The 16,191-nt window shown below is 59.5% G+C and carries 15 protein-coding genes and 1 tRNA gene; 2 read left to right on the plus strand and 14 right to left on the minus strand.

What is annotated here, in order from left to right; genetic code table 11:
- Nucleotides 1-52 precede the first annotated feature (52 nt).
- From rplT to thrS, 4 genes are all read right to left on the minus strand, one after another.
- Nucleotides 53-409: a 50S ribosomal protein L20 gene (rplT, locus tag HF682_RS02635; RefSeq protein ID WP_168875688.1), complete on the minus strand. Its 357-nt coding sequence runs from the start codon at nucleotides 407-409 to the stop codon at nucleotides 53-55.
- Between the two features lie 12 nt (nucleotides 410-421).
- Nucleotides 422-619, minus strand: coding sequence for a 50S ribosomal protein L35 (rpmI, locus tag HF682_RS02640; protein WP_168875689.1), 198 nt, complete (start codon nucleotides 617-619; stop codon nucleotides 422-424).
- Between the two features lie 133 nt (nucleotides 620-752).
- A complete protein-coding gene (gene infC, locus HF682_RS02645; protein ID WP_168876880.1) occupies nucleotides 753-1,277 on the minus strand; it encodes a translation initiation factor IF-3 in 525 nt (174 codons plus the stop codon).
- Between the two features lie 21 nt (nucleotides 1,278-1,298).
- Entirely contained in the window at nucleotides 1,299-3,206 is a 1,908-nt protein-coding gene (gene thrS / locus HF682_RS02650) for a threonine--tRNA ligase (protein WP_168875690.1), read from the minus strand.
- Nucleotides 3,207-3,571: 365 nt separating this feature from the next.
- Here thrS and fdhA point away from each other — a divergent pair, with 365 nt between their 5' ends.
- Together fdhA and HF682_RS02660 are read left to right on the plus strand one after the other, a co-directional pair.
- Entirely contained in the window at nucleotides 3,572-4,774 is a 1,203-nt protein-coding gene (gene fdhA, locus HF682_RS02655) for a formaldehyde dehydrogenase, glutathione-independent (protein ID WP_168875691.1), read from the plus strand.
- A 139-nt stretch (nucleotides 4,775-4,913) separates the two neighbouring features.
- Entirely contained in the window at nucleotides 4,914-5,420 is a 507-nt protein-coding gene (locus tag HF682_RS02660) for a DinB family protein (RefSeq protein ID WP_168875692.1), read from the plus strand.
- A 128-nt stretch (nucleotides 5,421-5,548) separates the two neighbouring features.
- Here HF682_RS02660 and HF682_RS02665 read toward each other — a convergent pair.
- The 10 genes from HF682_RS02665 to nuoG all read right to left on the minus strand — a co-directional run bounded on the left by HF682_RS02665 (nucleotide 5,549) and on the right by nuoG (nucleotide 16,137).
- Nucleotides 5,549-5,625 (minus strand) — tRNA-Val (locus HF682_RS02665).
- A 91-nt stretch (nucleotides 5,626-5,716) separates the two neighbouring features.
- The gene (locus tag HF682_RS02670; protein WP_168875693.1) at nucleotides 5,717-6,037 is read right to left on the minus strand and encodes a DUF2818 family protein; all 321 of its coding nucleotides are present in this window, start codon (nucleotides 6,035-6,037) and stop codon (nucleotides 5,717-5,719) included.
- 3 nt (nucleotides 6,038-6,040) lie between these two features.
- Nucleotides 6,041-7,486 (minus strand): NADH-quinone oxidoreductase subunit NuoN, encoded by a 1,446-nt coding sequence (gene nuoN, locus HF682_RS02675; protein WP_168875694.1) that lies wholly within the window; start codon nucleotides 7,484-7,486, stop codon nucleotides 6,041-6,043.
- Between the two features lie 64 nt (nucleotides 7,487-7,550).
- Nucleotides 7,551-9,050, minus strand: a complete 1,500-nt coding sequence (locus HF682_RS02680; RefSeq protein WP_168875695.1) for an NADH-quinone oxidoreductase subunit M — start codon at nucleotides 9,048-9,050, stop codon at nucleotides 7,551-7,553.
- A 45-nt stretch (nucleotides 9,051-9,095) separates the two neighbouring features.
- A complete protein-coding gene (gene nuoL, locus HF682_RS02685; protein WP_168875696.1) occupies nucleotides 9,096-11,144 on the minus strand; it encodes an NADH-quinone oxidoreductase subunit L in 2,049 nt (682 codons plus the stop codon).
- 90 nt (nucleotides 11,145-11,234) lie between these two features.
- Nucleotides 11,235-11,540 (minus strand): NADH-quinone oxidoreductase subunit NuoK, encoded by a 306-nt coding sequence (nuoK, locus tag HF682_RS02690; protein WP_168875697.1) that lies wholly within the window; start codon nucleotides 11,538-11,540, stop codon nucleotides 11,235-11,237.
- A gap of 13 nt (nucleotides 11,541-11,553) precedes the next feature.
- Nucleotides 11,554-12,180 carry an NADH-quinone oxidoreductase subunit J gene (locus tag HF682_RS02695; protein WP_168875698.1) on the minus strand — a complete coding sequence of 209 codons (627 nt, stop codon included), beginning with the start codon at nucleotides 12,178-12,180 and terminating at the stop codon, nucleotides 11,554-11,556.
- Nucleotides 12,181-12,213: 33 nt separating this feature from the next.
- A complete protein-coding gene (gene nuoI / locus HF682_RS02700) occupies nucleotides 12,214-12,693 on the minus strand; it encodes an NADH-quinone oxidoreductase subunit NuoI (protein WP_308418713.1) in 480 nt (159 codons plus the stop codon).
- Between the two features lie 37 nt (nucleotides 12,694-12,730).
- Complete coding sequence (gene nuoH / locus HF682_RS02705) at nucleotides 12,731-13,774, minus strand: NADH-quinone oxidoreductase subunit NuoH (protein ID WP_168875700.1); 1,044 nt, start codon at nucleotides 13,772-13,774, stop codon at nucleotides 12,731-12,733.
- 2 nt (nucleotides 13,775-13,776) lie between these two features.
- The gene (nuoG, locus tag HF682_RS02710) at nucleotides 13,777-16,137 is read right to left on the minus strand and encodes an NADH-quinone oxidoreductase subunit NuoG (RefSeq protein ID WP_168875701.1); all 2,361 of its coding nucleotides are present in this window, start codon (nucleotides 16,135-16,137) and stop codon (nucleotides 13,777-13,779) included.
- Nucleotides 16,138-16,191 lie beyond the last annotated feature (54 nt).

The following is a 16,191-nucleotide window of genomic DNA, read 5'->3' on the forward strand; positions in this document are numbered from 1 at the left end:
ACAGGGAAAAAAAAGGGAGGCTGATTCAGCCTCCCTTTGTGTGCCAGCAGGCTTAGGCGAGGCTTGCCTTGGCTTGCTCAACGAGCTTGCCAAAGGTCACCTTGTCAAAAACAGCCAGATCGGCCAGAACCTTGCGGTCCACAGCCACAGCTGCCTTCTTCAGGCCATTCATGAACACACTGTACGACAGACCCAGCTCGCGAGCGGCCGCGTTGATGCGGGTGATCCACAGGCGACGGAACTGACGTTTGCGTTGACGACGGTCACGGTAGGCGTATTGGCCAGCCTTCATCACCGCCTGTTTGGCGATGCGATAGACGTTTTTCCGACGACCGCGATAACCCTTGGCCAGCGCGAGAACTTTTTTGTGACGGGCACGTGCCGTTACACCGCGTTTAACTCGTGGCATTGTTCATACTCCTTATGCAAACGGCAACATGGCACGGACAGAAGCCATGTTGGTGCTGTGAACTGCTGCGCTGCCACGCAGTTGACGCTTGTTCTTGGTGGTCTTCTTGGTCAGGATGTGACGCTTGAACGCTTGGGAGCGCTTCACGGCACCACTGCCCATAACCTTGAAGCGCTTTTTCGCGCTGCTCTTGGTTTTCATCTTCGGCATGGTATTACCTTTTTTTCAAATCGGCGCCGGGTGGTCGAACCGTTCGACACTTAAACCACGGACACCGCCTGTTTTCCCGTTGCCGGGAAACTTGCGGCAGGCAGGATGCCCTGCCCGCTTCATACGTTGGCGATCAACGCTTTTTCGGCGCGATCACCATGATCATCTGGCGACCTTCCAGCTTCGGGAACTGCTCCACCGTGCCATGCTCGGCCAGATCGGCTTCCACCCGCTTGAGCAGGTTAAGGCCAAACTCCTGGTGGGCCATTTCCCGGCCCCGGAAGCGCAAGGTGATCTTGGTCTTGTCACCTTCATTGAGGAACCGGATCAGATTCCGCATCTTGACCTGATAGTCGCCTTCGTCCGTCGCAGGGCGGAACTTGATTTCCTTCACCTGCATCTGCTTTTGCTTGGACTTGGCTTCCTGCTTGCGCTTGCTCTCCTGGTACTTGTACTTGCCGTAGTCCATCAGACGGCAGACCGGAGGTTGGGCTTGCGGTGCAATTTCTACCAGATCAACTTCAGCTTCTTCCGCCAACTGCAGGGCGGCGCGCGAACTCATGATACCCAGCTGTTCGCCTTCCAGCCCGACCAACCGCAATTCCGGCAGGTTGATCTCGTAGTTGATGCGCGGTTCTTTCTCTTGAGCGATGACAATATCTCCTGTTTATTGAACGACTTAGCGCCGCCCGGCCACGTCCGCGCGGAATAGCGCGGCCACCTCGGCCAGCGGCAGCTGCCCCAGATCCTCACCTTTGCGGTTGCGTACGGCTACGGCGCCGGCTTCCATTTCTTTATCGCCGACAATCAGCAAATACGGCAGACGCTGCAAACTGTGCTCGCGAATTTTATAGGTTATTTTCTCGTTTCTCAAGTCCGAGTCAACGCTAAAGCCTTGTTCTTTCAAGAAATCAACCACTTTACCCACATATTCAGCCTGACGATCGGTAATGTTGAGCACCATCGCCTGCACCGGCGCCAGCCACATCGGGAAGCTGCCAGCGTGGTGTTCGATCAGGATGCCGAGGAAGCGCTCAAACGAGCCAATGATGGCCCGGTGCAGCATCAGCGGGCGACGACGGCCATTGTCTTCCGTGACATACTCGGCATCCAGACGCTCCGGCAGCACCGCATCGAGCTGAATGGTGCCACATTGCCAGGAGCGGCCCAGCGCATCCTTGATGTGGTATTCCACCTTGGGACCATAGAAAGCGCCCTCACCCGGCAGCTCTTCCCACTCCACTTCACAGGCACGCAGCGCAGCACGCAGGCCTTCTTCGGCCATGTCCCACAGCTCATCGCTACCGGCACGCTTTTCCGGGCGCAGCGACAGCTTGATCGCCACCTGGTCAAAGCCGAAATCGCCATATACTTCCATCGCCAGCTTGTGGAAGGCTTTGACCTCTTCAATGTACTGGCCTTCGGTACAGAAAATGTGGCCATCATCCTGCACAAAGCCACGCACCCGCATCAGACCATGCAAGGCGCCGGACGGCTCATTGCGGTGGCAGCCGCCAAACTCGGCCAGCCGGATCGGCAGCTCACGGTAAGAGCGCAGACCGTTATTGAAGATCTGGATGTGCGCCGGGCAGCTCATCGGCTTCAGCGCGTAATCGCGCTTTTCCGATTCGGTGGTAAACATGCCTTCGCGGTAGTTGTCCCAGTGACCGGAACGCTGCCAAAAGGTGCGGTCCATCAGCTGCGGCGTACGCACTTCGTTATAGCCCACCTTGGCCAGCTTCTTGCGCAGGTATTGCTCCACCATCTGCCACAGATGCCAGCCCTTGGCGTGCCAAAACACCATACCCGGCGCTTCATCCTGCAGGTGGAACAGGTCCAGCTGCTTGCCCAGGCGGCGATGGTCACGCTTTTCAGCCTCTTCCAGCTGGAACAGGTAGGCTTCGAGGTCTTCCTTCTTGGCCCAGGCGGTACCGTAGATGCGCGTCAGCATCTCGTTGTTGGAGTCGCCACGCCAGTAAGCACCGGCCACCTTCATCAGCTTGAATACCTTGAGCTTGCCGGTAGACGGTACGTGCGGGCCACGGCACAGGTCGGTGAAGTCACCCTCACTGTACAGGCTCACATCCTCACCTTGCGGGATGGAGGCAATGATCTCGGCCTTGTAGTGCTCGCCGATGCCCTTGAAGTAGCTAACCGCTTCATCACGCGGCAGCACCTTGCGCGTCACCGGAATGTCGCGCTTGGCCAGCTCCTGCATGCGCTTTTCGATCGCCTCCAGGTCTTCTGGCGTGAACGGGCGCTGGTAGGAGAAATCATAGTAGAAGCCGTTTTCAATAACCGGGCCAATGGTGACCTGAGCCTCCGGATACAGTTCCTTCACGGCATAGGCCAGCAAGTGTGCCGTAGAGTGGCGAATGATCTCCAGCCCGTCTGCATCACGCTCGGTGACGATGGCGACATCGGCGTCTTCGGTCAGCAGGGTCGAGAGGTCAACCAGCTTGCCATTGAGGCGGGCTGCCAGTGCAGCACGGGCCAGACCGGCACCAATATTGGCGGCAACATCAAACAAGGAAACCGGCTGCTCAAACTCGCGCTTGGAGCCATCGGGTAAACGGGCTATCGGCATGATCCTGTGGGTCCTGTAAGGAAAATACGGGCAAAAAAAAGTGCGGTCGAGCCGCACTTTTTTTCAACAACGTGACGCGAACTCTACCGGCGAGATTGCTCAGCTAGTCGTCGTAGTTCGGTTCAGTTGCATGATCATTCGTCCTGATCGGGGATGGTTTGACCGCCATCATACCTGAGGCAGTGCATTTTGGGTAGCGCCCGCATTCGGCAAACGATGGCGCTCGTGGACAGGTCATGGTCGGGAATGATGGCGTATTGATCCGCCGAGAGGCGAACAATCGTCAGGCTGCTCCCGATGGGCATCGGCCTTGGCGGAGCCGCAGCCGTCGAACTGATCCACCATCCCGATAACGAGGAGGCAAGATGACGAGCAATCGTGGTGTTGTTTACGTAGGGCCCGGCAAGGTAGAGGTGCAATCCATCCCTTTCCCGAAACTGGAAAATCCGTTTGGCAAAAAAATCGAGCACGGCGTGATCCTGCGCGTGGTCTCCACCAATATCTGCGGCTCGGACCAGCATATGGTACGCGGCCGTACCACTGCACCGGCAGGCCTGGTGCTGGGTCATGAGATCACTGGCGAAGTGATCGAAGTGGGTCGCGACGTGGAAACCCTGAAGCTGGGCGATCTGGTATCGGTTCCCTTCAACGTGGCCTGTGGTCGCTGCCGTACCTGCAAGGAACAAGCCACCGGCGTGTGCCTGAACGTGAACCCGTCCCGTGCCGGTGGCGCTTATGGCTATGTCGACATGGGCGGCTGGATCGGTGGTCAGGCTGAGTATGTGATGGTGCCGTATGCAGACTTCAACCTGCTGGCCTTCCCCGACCGCGACCGTGCCATGGAGAAGATCCGCGACCTCACCTGCCTCTCCGACATTCTGCCCACCGGCTTCCATGGCGCAGCCTCTGCCGGGGTGGGGCCCGGCTCTACCGTCTATATCGCCGGCGCAGGGCCGGTAGGCATGGCGGCGGCGGCTTCGGCTCGTCTGTTGGGCGCAGCGGTGGTGATCGTTGGCGATGTGAACCCGGCCCGTCTGGACCACGCTCGCAAAGTGGGCTTTGAGACCGTCAACCTGTCGCTGGATGCCACCCTGGGCGAACAGATCGCGCAGATTCTCGGTACACCGGAAGTGGATTGCGCGGTGGATTGTGTCGGCTTTGAAGCCCGTGGTCACGGCCACGACGGTGTGCGTTTTGAGGCCCCCGCCACCGTGCTGAACTCGCTAATGGAAATCACCCGTGCCGCGGGCAAGATCGGCATCCCCGGTCTGTACGTTACCGATGATCCGGGTGCGGTAGACGATGCCGCCAAGCGCGGCGCGCTCTCGATCCGTTTTGGCCTCGGTTGGGCCAAGTCGCACAGCTTCTTTACCGGCCAGACCCCGGTGATGAAGTATAACCGGGCGCTGATGCAGGCCATTCTGTGGGACCGCATCAACATCGCCGAAGTGGTCGGGGTACAAGTCATCACGCTGGACCAGGCGCCGAACGGCTATGCCCAGTTCGATGCCGGTGCGCCGCAGAAGTTTGTGATTGACCCGCACGCACTGATCCGCCGGGCCGCCTGACAGCCCGTTCACGCCTGGGACCGACCTCGCAAGAAGGTCTCAGGCGCCCCTCCTCTGACCCTGCTGGGCTGTACCAGACTGGTGATACGCCTTACCATCAGCTTCTTCCCATCGCCTGCCAACCCATTCTGAGGTCATCATGTACCCTGCCATGCTAGACATGCTCCGCGCATTCCCTGCCGATCTTGAAGCTTGTTACGCCCTGTTTCCACCCCACTTGGTAAACTGGAAGCCTTCATCATGGGAAGGTATCCCCAGTGAGTCATTGAGCGCGATTGAGCAGATTTGTCACGTTTGGGATATTGAGAAGGACGGTTACCACGTCCGTTTTCAGCGTGTGCTGAGTGAAGACAACCCGACTCTGGTTTCACTGGATACCGATGCGCTGGTCATCAGCGGACAATACAGCCAGGCCAATGCGAACGACGTACTGGCTGCGTTTAAATCTGCCCGCCTCCACACCCTGGATCTGCTCTCCAACTTGACAGAGACACAGCTGCGCCGTTCAGCCGATTTCCCGGGCTATGGCAAAGTGACAATGCATGGTCTGATTCATTTCCTGTGCAGTCACGATCAGCAGCATCTGGCCGGATTACACTGGCTGTTGGGGAAAATTCATTCCAGCGCGGCAAGCCTGTCCGCTTAATGCCATCCTTGTTGGGATGAGGTCGCTTGCGGCGACTCCCCAAGCGCCCTACTTCATCCCCAAGCTCGCGCAGGCAGAAATAAAAAAACCGCAAGTATCAGTATACTTGCGGTTTTTTTGGAATTCGTTGGTAGGCACGATTGGACTCGAACCAACGACCCCCACCATGTCAAGGTGGTGCTCTAACCAGCTGAGCTACGTGCCTAACGAAGAAGCGAGACTATACCAGCCTGATTTCTACTGCGCAAGGCCCTGAGCGCGTTTGCGGGCGATTTTTTTCAAATCACCCACAGCGGTCACGCCGCACGGGCAGGCTTGCGCCGGGGCCACAGATAGCGGTAGGTAAAGCCCGGGAAACCAAATACCAGGAAGATGCAGAATACGCTGACGTAAAACGGCATCACGTTCTGACTGTGCACCGGCGAGCTGAGCGATTCCAGCATGCGGCCCAGCAGTAGCGCCAGTGCAAAGCACATTATACATTCCAGCACCCGCATCCACACCGGCTTGCTGACGGGTTTCCACACCATCAGCAGCGGGCGGTTGAGCAGGAACGGCAGGTTGGCCAGCAGCAGCCAGCCCACGAGCAACAGTAACAGGCTGGTGGACTGTGCCATGGCTTAACCCAGGTGAATATTACGGCTGCACAGATCCAGCAGCCATTGCGGCATCACGCCGAGTGCCAGAATCGCCAGCGCGGTCAGAACCAGCAATACTCGCTGGCTCGGGCAGCGGGTAAAGCCTTCCGACGATTCCGGTGCATCAAAATAGGCCAGTTTGACGATGCGCAGGTAGTAGAAAGCGCCAATCACCGACAGCAGCACCACCGTGACCGTCAGCCAGGTCTGGCCGGACGCCAGCACCGCGCTCAGTACCGAGAACTTGCTGATGAAGCCCACCGTGGACGGGATACCGGCCATCGAGAACATCACCAGCAGCAGCACGCCACCGAACAGCGGGCTACGCTTGGCCAGACCCTTGAGGTCTGACAGGTTCTCGGCTTCAAAGCCGCTGCGCGCCAGCAGCAGGATGAGGCCAAAACCACCCAGCGTCATCAGCATGTAGGTGACGACATAGAACATCGACGCCGCGACACCGTCCTGCGTATTGGTCATCACGCCCAGGATCACAAAGCCCATGTGCGAGATGGCCGAGTACGCCAGCATGCGCTTGAGGTTAGTCTGCGCAATGGCGGTGAGGTTACCGATGGCGATAGACGCCACCGCCAGCACCGTCAGCATCATCTGCCAGTCCACATGCAAGGCAGGCAGGGCGATCACCAGCGTACGGGTCAGGAATACAAAGGCGGCCAGCTTCGGTGCCGAGCTGACGAACAGGGTCACCGCGGTCGGCGAGCCGTGGTACACATCCGGCACCCACATGTGGAACGGTACAGCGCCCAGCTTGAACGCCAGACCGGCTACCATGAACACCAGACCAATCTTCACCAGAATGGCATTGGCCGCACCACTGCTCAGCATGGCGGCGATGTCTTCCACGAACAGGGTGCGGGTACCACCGTAGACCATGGACATACCGTACAGCAGCATGCCAGAGGCCAAGGCGCCCAGCACAAAATACTTCATGGCGGCTTCGGTGCTGCGCACGCTGTCACGCTCCAGCGCCACCAGGGCGTAAGTCGCCAGCGACATCACTTCCAGACCCACGTACATGGCGAGCAGGTTGTTGGCGGAGATCAGCACGAACAGGCCAAACAGCGCGAACAGCATCAGGATGCGGTACTCGCTCTTGAAGAAGCCGCGATCTTCCGCATAAACACGCCCAAACACCATGACCAAGGCGACAGTCATCACCGCCGCCAGCTTGGTTACCCACGCCATGCCGTCCAGCACGAACATGCGGTTGAAGGTGTACTGGGCGACATCTCCCGGCTGGTTGTGCCAGACCAGCCAGCCAGTACCCAGCAAGGCCAGCAGGCTCAGTGCGTAGCTGAGGTTTTGCCGCTCATCACCGAGCAGCAGATCGACAATCAGCAGCAACGAAGCGGCACACAGCAGGAACAATTCCGGCAGCGCGGGTGTGAGGTTGATTCCAGCGAGCATCATTGGGTTCAATTTCCAGCGTAAGTGATGGCAAGCATACCGGTAGCGCCAGGCGCCACCGGCCTCCTTACATGGCCTGCTTCTCGGCCACCAGCGTAATCAGTTGGGTTACCGAAGCGTGCAGCTTCTGGGCAACCGGCTCCGGGTACAGGCCCATGCCCAGCACGGCGGCAGCCAGCAGGGTCAGCACCAGGGCTTCACGGGCGTTGATATCGGTCAGTTCGCGCACATGGTCATTGGCAATGTCACCAAAGATCACGCGCTTGTACATCCACAGGGTATAGGCCGCACCAAGGATCAGGGTGGTGGCTGCCAGCATGCCCACCCAGAAGTTCACCTTGGTGGCACCGAGAATCACCAGGAATTCACCAATGAAACCACTGGTGGCTGGCAGACCGGCGTTGGCCATGGCAAACAGCATGAAGAAGGCGGCGAACTTGGGCATGGTGTTGACCACGCCACCATAATCAGCAATCTGGCGGCTGTGCACGCGGTCGTACATCACACCGATACAGAAGAACATGGCGGCAGACACGAAACCGTGCGAGATCATCTGCTGCATCGCGCCTTCCACTGCCACCGCGTTGAGCTGGGTGCCGGAGAACAGGAAGATGCCGAGGGTCACAAAGCCCATGTGCGAGATGGAAGAGTACGCCACCAGCTTTTTCATGTCCTGTTGCACCAGGGCCACCATGCCGATGTACACCACCGCCACCAGCGACAGCGCCACAATCACCCAACCGTATTGCTGGCTGGCGTGCGGCGCAATCGGCAGGCAGAAGCGCAGGAAGCCGTAACCGCCGATCTTCAGCGTAATGGCCGCCAGCACCATGGAGCCGCCGGTCGGCGCTTCCACGTGGGCATCCGGCAACCAGGTATGCACCGGCCACATCGGCACCTTCACCGCAAACGAGGCAAAGAAGGCGATCAGCAGATACACCTGCACATCCTTGGCAACGCTCAGCTTGTGGAAGTCCGCAATGTTGAAGCTGCCACCAGCCTGCTGGCTGAGGTACAGGAAAGCCACCAGCAGGAGCAGCGAGCCCAGCAGCGTGTAGAGGAAGAACTTGACCGAAGCATAGACCCGGCGCGGACCACCCCAGATACCGATGATCAGGTACATCGGGATCAGCATGGCTTCAAAGAACACGTAGAACAGCATGGCATCGCTGGCGGCAAACGAGCCGTTGATCAGACCAGACATGATCAGGAAGGCGGCCAGGTAATGTGCCACACGCTCCTGGATCACTTCCCAGCCCGCCAGCACCACCAGCAGGGTGATGAAGCTGTTCAGTACGATGAACAGCATGGAGATGCCATCCACCCCGAGGCTGTAGCGGATGTTGAAGCGGGTGATCCAGTCGTAGTTCTCAATGAACTGCAGGCCACCGTGCAGATCGGCAAAGCCGGTAAACAGCGGCAGCGTGACCAGGAAACTGGCCAGCGCACCGAGCAAGGCCACCCAGCGCACCTGCGTCGTGGCCAGCAGCGAGCTGACAATCAGCACCAACACCCCGGACAGGATGGGTAACCAGATCGACAGACTTAACAGATGATTCTCAAACATAGAAGACCCAATACGTTCTGTTTTGTTTGTATGCCGGAGCGTGTCTCAGTGCTTGAACAACAACTGGCTGAACCAGTAGGTGATCGCCACCATGCTGGCGAGGATCATCACCAGTGCGTAGTGGTTCAGCAAGCCAGTCTGTGCACGACGGGTAATGCGGGAGAACAGGCCCACCAGCTTGGCGCTGCCATTCACCACCAGGCCGTCGATCAACAGCACATCGCCCACCTTCCACAGCAACCAGCCCAGACCCCGTGCGCCACGGGCGAACACGTTGAAGTACAAGTCATCCAGGTAATACTTGTTTTCCAGCAAGCGATACAGCGGCGCGCAGACTTGCTTGATGCGGGCCGGGATCGACGGTGCCTTCAGGTAGAAGAACCAAGACAGAGCCACACCGGCCAGTGCCAGCCAGAACGGGGCATGCTTGACGGCCGACAGGCCCATGGCCAGTGCCGTGCCACCAGCGTGCTCGAATTCTTCCTTCATCTCGGTCATCACATGATGGCCGTGGCTGTAGATCACGCCGTCAAAGAAGTTGCCATACAGCATCGGCTCAATCGCCAGATAACCGATGACCAGCGACGGAACCGCCAGCAGGACCAAGGGCAAGGTCACCACCCAGCGCGACTCATGCGGCTCGCCACCATGGTGATGGTCGTCATGACCGTGATGGTCATCGTGCTTCACATGGCGGAAACGCTCTTCGCCGTGGAACACCAGGAAATACATGCGGAAGGAGTAGAAGGCGGTCACGAACACACCCACGATCACCGCAAAGTAAGCGAAGTGTGCACCCGGCAGATCAGACATGTGCACCGCTTCAATGATGCTGTCCTTGGAGTAGAAACCGGACAGGAACGGGGTGCCGATCAGCGCCAGCGAACCAATCAGCGAGGTGATCCAGGTCCACTTCATGTACTTGCGCAGGCCACCCATGTTGCGGATGTCCTGATCATGGTGCATGCCGATGATCACCGAACCGGCAGCAAGGAACAGCAGCGCCTTGAAGAAGGCGTGCGTCATCAGGTGGAACACCGCCACCGAGTAGGCGGATGCACCCAGCGCCACCGTCATGTAGCCCAGCTGCGACAGGGTGGAGTACGCCACCACGCGCTTGATGTCGTTCTGGATGATGCCGAGGAAACCCATGAACAGCGCAGTGATCGCACCGACCACCAGCACCACGTTCAGTGCCACGTCGGAGAGTTCAAACAGCGGCGACATGCGGGCCACCATGAAGATACCGGCGGTCACCATGGTCGCGGCGTGGATCAGCGCAGAAATCGGGGTCGGGCCTTCCATCGAGTCCGGCAGCCATACATGCAGCGGGAACTGGGCCGATTTACCCATGGCACCGACGAACAGCAGGATACAGATCACGGCCATCAGCGGCCATTGCTGGCTGCCGATCAGGTTCAGCGTCACGCCTTGCCAGAATTGCTGATGCGCTGCGGCTTCAGCGGCCGGCAGGCCAACACCCACCTGACGGAACACATCGGCGTAATCCAGCGAACCGAAGTGCGCCAGCACCAGACCAATCCCCAGCACAAAGCCGAAGTCACCAACACGGTTGACCAGGAAGGCCTTGAGGTTGGCGAAGATGGCGGTCGGCTTCTTGTACCAGAAACCGATCAGCAGGTAGGACACCAGACCCACCGCTTCCCAGCCGAAGAACAGCTGCACGAAGTTATTGGCCATCACCAGCATCAGCATGGCGAAGGTAAACAGCGAGATGTAGCTGAAGAAGCGCTGGTAGCCCGGATCTTCTTCCATGTAACCCACGGTATACAGGTGGACCATCAGCGACACGAAGGTCACCACCACCATCATCATCGCGGTCAGACGGTCGATCAGGAAGCCGACCTGGAAGCTGATGCCATCCACCGTCAGCCACTGGTAAACCGTGCCGTTGTAGGGCTTGCCGACGGTCATCTGGTCATGCAGCACGTAGGCAGACAGCACAAAAGCCACCAGCACACCAAGGATGGTAACCGTATGGGCGCCCGCCCGGCCGATGAACTTGCCGAACAAGCCAGCCAGCAGGGCACCGACCAGCGGCGCTAACGGGACAAGCAGATACAGATTTTGCATAGCGGACGTCGTGCCTGTATATCGTTTGAATCTCTCAACAGGGGGCGATGCAGCTCGCCTCCCCTCCCCTTGCGGCGATCAGCCGCAGGATCAGCCCTTCAGCGTACTCAAGTCTTCCACGTTGATGCTGTTTAGGTTACGGAACAGCACCACCAGAATCGCCAGACCGATGGCAGATTCAGCCGCCGCCACCGTCAGGATGAAGAACACGAACACCTGCCCTGCCATGTCATGCAGGAACTGCGAAAACGCGATGAAGTTGATGTTCACCGCCAGCAGCATCAGCTCAATCGCCATCAGCAACACAATCAGGTTGCGCCGGTTCAGGAAGATGCCCAGCACGCTGATGGCAAACAGGATGGCGGCCAGCACCAGATAATGGGTCAAGGTCAGCACGCGATGTCTCCTGTCATTCAGCCGCCGGCTGCTCGGCAGCCGGAGCCTGCGGTTTTTCGGCAGCCATTTGCACCAGGCGCACGCGGTCTTCGCGCTTCACCTTGGCCTGCATGCCGGGGTCCACATACTTCTGATCCTTGCGGTGACGCAGGGTCAATGCCACGGCGGCGATGATGGCCACCAGCAGCAGCACGCCGGCCACTTCAAAAGCATAGATATAATCGGTGTACAGCAGCTTGCCCAGCGCCTTGCTGTTGCTGGCCTGAACCAGTACGCCGTTCGGCGCGCCCACATCGGCACCGCGCTGCTTGAGCAACAGCACCAGTTCACCCACCATGATGGCGGCCACCACTCCGGCCAGCGGCAGGCTCTTCCAGAAGCCCTTGCGAATGGTTTCGATGTCAATGTTGAGCATCATCACCACGAACAGGAACAGCACCATCACGGCACCGACATAGATCAGCACCAGACCCACGCCGAGGAATTCGGCCTGAATCAATACCCACAAGCCACTGGCGGTCACAAACGACAGCACCAGAAACAAGGCCGCATGTACCGGGTTACGGGCCGTCACGACCCGCAGCGCTGCCACCACCAGAATGGTGGCGAACAGGTAAAAAGTGATTAGTTGCAGACTCATCTTGCGTTTCGCCCTGTCATGTATGCGGTAGGATCAGCGGTACGGCGCATCCGCCTCGCGGTCCTTGGCAATCTGTGCTTCGTACTGGTCACCCACCGCCAGCAGCATGGGTTTGGTGTAGTACAGATCGCCGCGCTTTTCACCGTGGTATTCCAGAATGCGGGTCTCGACGATCGAGTCAACCGGACAGGATTCTTCGCAGAAACCGCAGAAGATGCACTTGGTCAGGTCGATATCATAACGGGTGGTACGGCGGGTCCCATCGTCACGCTGTTCGGACTCGATGGTGATCGCCATCGCCGGGCACACCGCTTCACACAGCTTGCAGGCAATGCAGCGCTCTTCCCCGTTCGGGTAACGGCGCAGGGCATGCAGGCCACGGAAGCGCGGCGATTGCGGCGTCTTTTCTTCCGGAAACTGCACGGTAATCTTGCGGGCAAACATGTGACGCAGGGTCACGCCCATACCCTGCAGCAACTCGTACAGCAGGAAGGTTTTGAAAAAATTGCGAATCGGGTTCATGTTTCTCTGACCTTGCAAGCCTCAGCCATTACCACGGTGAATACGGGGTTTGCATCACCACAGCGATCACCACCACCCAGATGAGGGTCACGGGGATGAACACTTTCCAGCCCAGACGCATGATCTGGTCGTAGCGATAACGCGGGAAAGTGGCGCGGATCCACAGGAACACAAACAGGAAGAACGCCATCTTTGCCAGCAGCCACAGGATGCTGCCCTGGCCGAGCACACCCCAGCTGGCCGGGAACGGCGACAGCCAGCCACCCAGGAACATCAGCGATGCCAGGGCGGAAATCAGGATCATGTTGGCGTATTCGCCGAGGAAGAAGATCGCGAACGCCATGCCGGAGTATTCCACATGGAAACCGGCCACGATTTCGGATTCGCCTTCGGCCACGTCAAACGGATGGCGGTTGGTCTCGGCCACCCCGGAGATAAAGTAAACCAAGAACAGCGGGAACAACGGCAGCCAGTTCCAGCCGAGCACGCTGCCACCGAAGTGCAGCGACTGACGGGTCACGATATCGGTCAGGTTCAGCGAGCCGGAGACCATCAGCACGCCAACCAGCGCAAAACCCATGGCAATTTCGTAAGACACGATCTGGGCAGCGGAACGCAGTGCACCCAGGAACGCATACTTGGAGTTGGAAGCCCAACCCGCCACGATCACGCCATACACACCCATCGAGGTGATGGCCATGATGTAGAGCAGACCGGCATCGACATTGGCCAGCACCACTTCCGGCTGGAAGGGGATCACCGCCCAGGCGGCAATCGCCGGCATGATGGTCAGCACCGGTGCCAGGATGAACAGCACCTTGTCGGCCTTGGTCGGCAGGATGATTTCCTTGGACAGCAGCTTGATGGCATCGGCAATCGGCTGCAGCAGACCCAGCGGACCCACCCGGTTCGGGCCGATCCGGATCTGCATCCAGCCAATGATCTTGCGCTCGGCCAGCGTCAGATAGGCCACGGCGCCCAGCAGCGGCAGCACGATGACCACGATCTTCAGCACGATCCACACCAGCGTCAGTGCGTCCCCACTCAGTCCCAACTTATGCAGCAGCTCCATGTTTACGCACGCTCCACAGTAATCGCGTCAAACAGGCCACCCAGTGCAATGGTGCTGGCATGGGCTGCCGAAACCTGAACGGCGTCATCGGCCAGTGCCTCGCTGGTGCTGACAGTCAGCACCACTTCCGCACCGCCTTGGCGCAGCTTCACGCGGTCGCCCGCTTGCAGGCCCAGCCGTGCCAGTGTGGCGGCATTCATGGCCGCCTGCGGCACAGCCGCATCCACTGTCGCCTGCAGGGCCGGTGCGCGACGGGTCAGGCTGTCAATCTGGTACAGCGGTACATCGCCCACGCGGTGCAGCCCCTCAGCAGCGGCAACCGACACCGCCACGCTGGCGTGGTTGGACAGCAGCGCCGGAATATCCAGCCCTTGCTGCCATTCGGCACGGACCACGTCCACGGTATCTTGCTCAAAGCCCGGCAGGTCGAACAGGTTGCCCAGCACGCGCAGCACCTTCCAGCCCGGGCGGCTATCGCCTTGCGGCTTCACCACCGGATTGAAAGTTTGCACCGTACCCGCCATGTTGATGAAGCTGCCCGCCGTTTCGCTGAACGGGGTAATCGGCAGCAACACATCGGCGTACTGCAGTGCGGCTTCCGATTTGAAGGGCGCGCAGTATACCACCATCTTGGCTGCAGACAAGGCACCCAGCGCCTGGGTACCGTTGTGGCCGTCAAATTCCGGCTCGGTATTGAACAGCACATACGCTTGCTTGCCACCGGCCAACAGATCGCCTGCGGCGTGGCCTGCCGTGGTGTGCTTGCGGCCATGACCATGCATCGGCACTGCGCCCATCAGCCAGGCACCGGTGCTGTTGGCGGCCATGCCCAGCACGCCCAGCTTGGCGCCGGACAGTTGAGCCAGTGCATTGGCCAGCGTCAACAGCTGTGCATAGTACGGATGGTTTTGCGCCAGTTGGCCCAGCAGGATGCTGCGCTGCTCACCGTTGAGCAGGGCAGCCGCGGCAGCGCGGTGGGCATCGCTCACCACCAGGCCGTTCAGGCTGGCAGCCAGCTCAGCGGGCAGCTCGCCACCCGTTGCCTGCTGTACCGCCAGCAGCACGCTACCCAGCGCGGCTACCAGCTGTTGCGGTGCGACCACCACATTGCTGCTGTACTTGACCAGCAGGTCGCTGGACAGGCAGGACACGCTGGCGACCTTGGCGCCGTGCTTCACGGCGTGGCGCAGGCGGGCTGCCAGCAGCGGTTGTTCCTTGCGCAAGGCACTGCCAACCAGCAGTGCGCCACTGACCGTGCTCAGCTCGGCCACCGACTGACCCAGCCACGGTGCACCTTGCACGCTGGCATCGGCACTGAAATCAGCCTGACGCAGGCGGTGGTCAATATGGTTGCTGCCCAGGCCGCGCAGCAGCTTCTGGAACAGATACAGTTCTTCAGTGGTACTTTGCGGCGAGATCAGACCCGCCAGCGCATCGGCACCATGGTTGGCGCAGATGTCCTGCAGGCCATGCGCAACGTATTCGATGGCCTGTTGCCATTCGACTTCGTGCCAGCGGTTGTCCTGCTTGATCATCGGCTTTGTCAGGCGGTCTGCCGCGTTCAGCGCTTCGTAGGAGAAACGGTCACGGTCGGACAGCCAGCACTCGTTCAGCGCTTCGTTTTCCAGCGGCAGCACACGGTGCACCTTGTTGTGCTTGACTTGTACGATCAGGTTGGAACCCAGACCATCGTGCGGGCTGACCGACTTGCGGCGGGACAGCTCCCAGGTACGGGCCGAATAGCGGAAGGGCTTGCTGGTGAGCGCGCCGACCGGGCACAGGTCGATCATGTTGCCCGACAGCTCGGAATTCACCGATTTGGAGATGAACGGCATGATCTCCGAATGCTCGCCGCGATTGGCCATGCCCAGCTCCATCACCCCGGCAATTTCCTGGCCAAAGCGCACGCAGCGGGTACAGTGGATGCAGCGGGTCATGTCGGTGCTGATCAGCGGGCCCAGCTCCTTGTTCGGCACCACGCGCTTTTCTTCTTCGTAGCGCGAGCTGGAGTTGCCGTAACCGACGGCCAGATCCTGCAGCTGGCACTCGCCACCCTGATCGCAGATCGGGCAATCCAGCGGGTGGTTGATCAGCAGGAATTCCATCACGCCCTTCTGGGCCTTCAGCGCCAGCTCCGAGCGGGTCTTGACCTTCATGCCGTCGGTTACCGGGGTGGCACAGGCCGGCAGCGGCTTGGGTGCCTTCTCGACTTCCACCAGACACATGCGGCAATTGGCCGCAATCGACAGCTTTTTGTGGTAGCAGAAATGAGGGATGTAGACACCGGCCTGGTTGGCGGCGTCCATCACCGTGCTGCCCGTTTCTACAGACAAGGGTTGACCGTCGATTTCAATTTCTAACATTGCAAGCGCTACCTGAATGTTGCGGGCTACCCTGCTGGGCAACCCCATGCTGGC

The organism is Leeia aquatica (assembly GCF_012641365.1).
Taxonomy (GTDB): domain Bacteria; phylum Pseudomonadota; class Gammaproteobacteria; order Burkholderiales; family Leeiaceae; genus Leeia; species Leeia aquatica.

What these genes read in the sequence shown, in the direction of transcription:
- rplT (WP_168875688.1), bottom strand. Translation starts at nt 409, where the DNA reads ATGCCACGAGTTAAACGCGGTGTAACGGCACGTGCCCGTCACAAAAAA.
- rpmI (WP_168875689.1), bottom strand. Translation starts at nt 619, where the DNA reads ATGCCGAAGATGAAAACCAAGAGCAGCGCGAAAAAGCGCTTCAAGGTT.
- thrS (WP_168875690.1), bottom strand. Translation starts at nt 3,206, where the DNA reads ATGCCGATAGCCCGTTTACCCGATGGCTCCAAGCGCGAGTTTGAGCAG.
- fdhA (WP_168875691.1), top strand. Translation starts at nt 3,572, where the DNA reads ATGACGAGCAATCGTGGTGTTGTTTACGTAGGGCCCGGCAAGGTAGAG.
- HF682_RS02660 (WP_168875692.1), top strand. Translation starts at nt 4,914, where the DNA reads ATGTACCCTGCCATGCTAGACATGCTCCGCGCATTCCCTGCCGATCTT.
- HF682_RS02670 (WP_168875693.1), bottom strand. Translation starts at nt 6,037, where the DNA reads ATGGCACAGTCCACCAGCCTGTTACTGTTGCTCGTGGGCTGGCTGCTG.
- nuoN (WP_168875694.1), bottom strand. Translation starts at nt 7,486, where the DNA reads ATGATGCTCGCTGGAATCAACCTCACACCCGCGCTGCCGGAATTGTTC.
- HF682_RS02680 (WP_168875695.1), bottom strand. Translation starts at nt 9,050, where the DNA reads ATGTTTGAGAATCATCTGTTAAGTCTGTCGATCTGGTTACCCATCCTG.
- nuoL (WP_168875696.1), bottom strand. Translation starts at nt 11,144, where the DNA reads ATGCAAAATCTGTATCTGCTTGTCCCGTTAGCGCCGCTGGTCGGTGCC.
- HF682_RS02695 (WP_168875698.1), bottom strand. Translation starts at nt 12,180, where the DNA reads ATGAGTCTGCAACTAATCACTTTTTACCTGTTCGCCACCATTCTGGTG.
- nuoH (WP_168875700.1), bottom strand. Translation starts at nt 13,774, where the DNA reads ATGGAGCTGCTGCATAAGTTGGGACTGAGTGGGGACGCACTGACGCTG.
- nuoG (WP_168875701.1), bottom strand. Translation starts at nt 16,137, where the DNA reads ATGTTAGAAATTGAAATCGACGGTCAACCCTTGTCTGTAGAAACGGGC.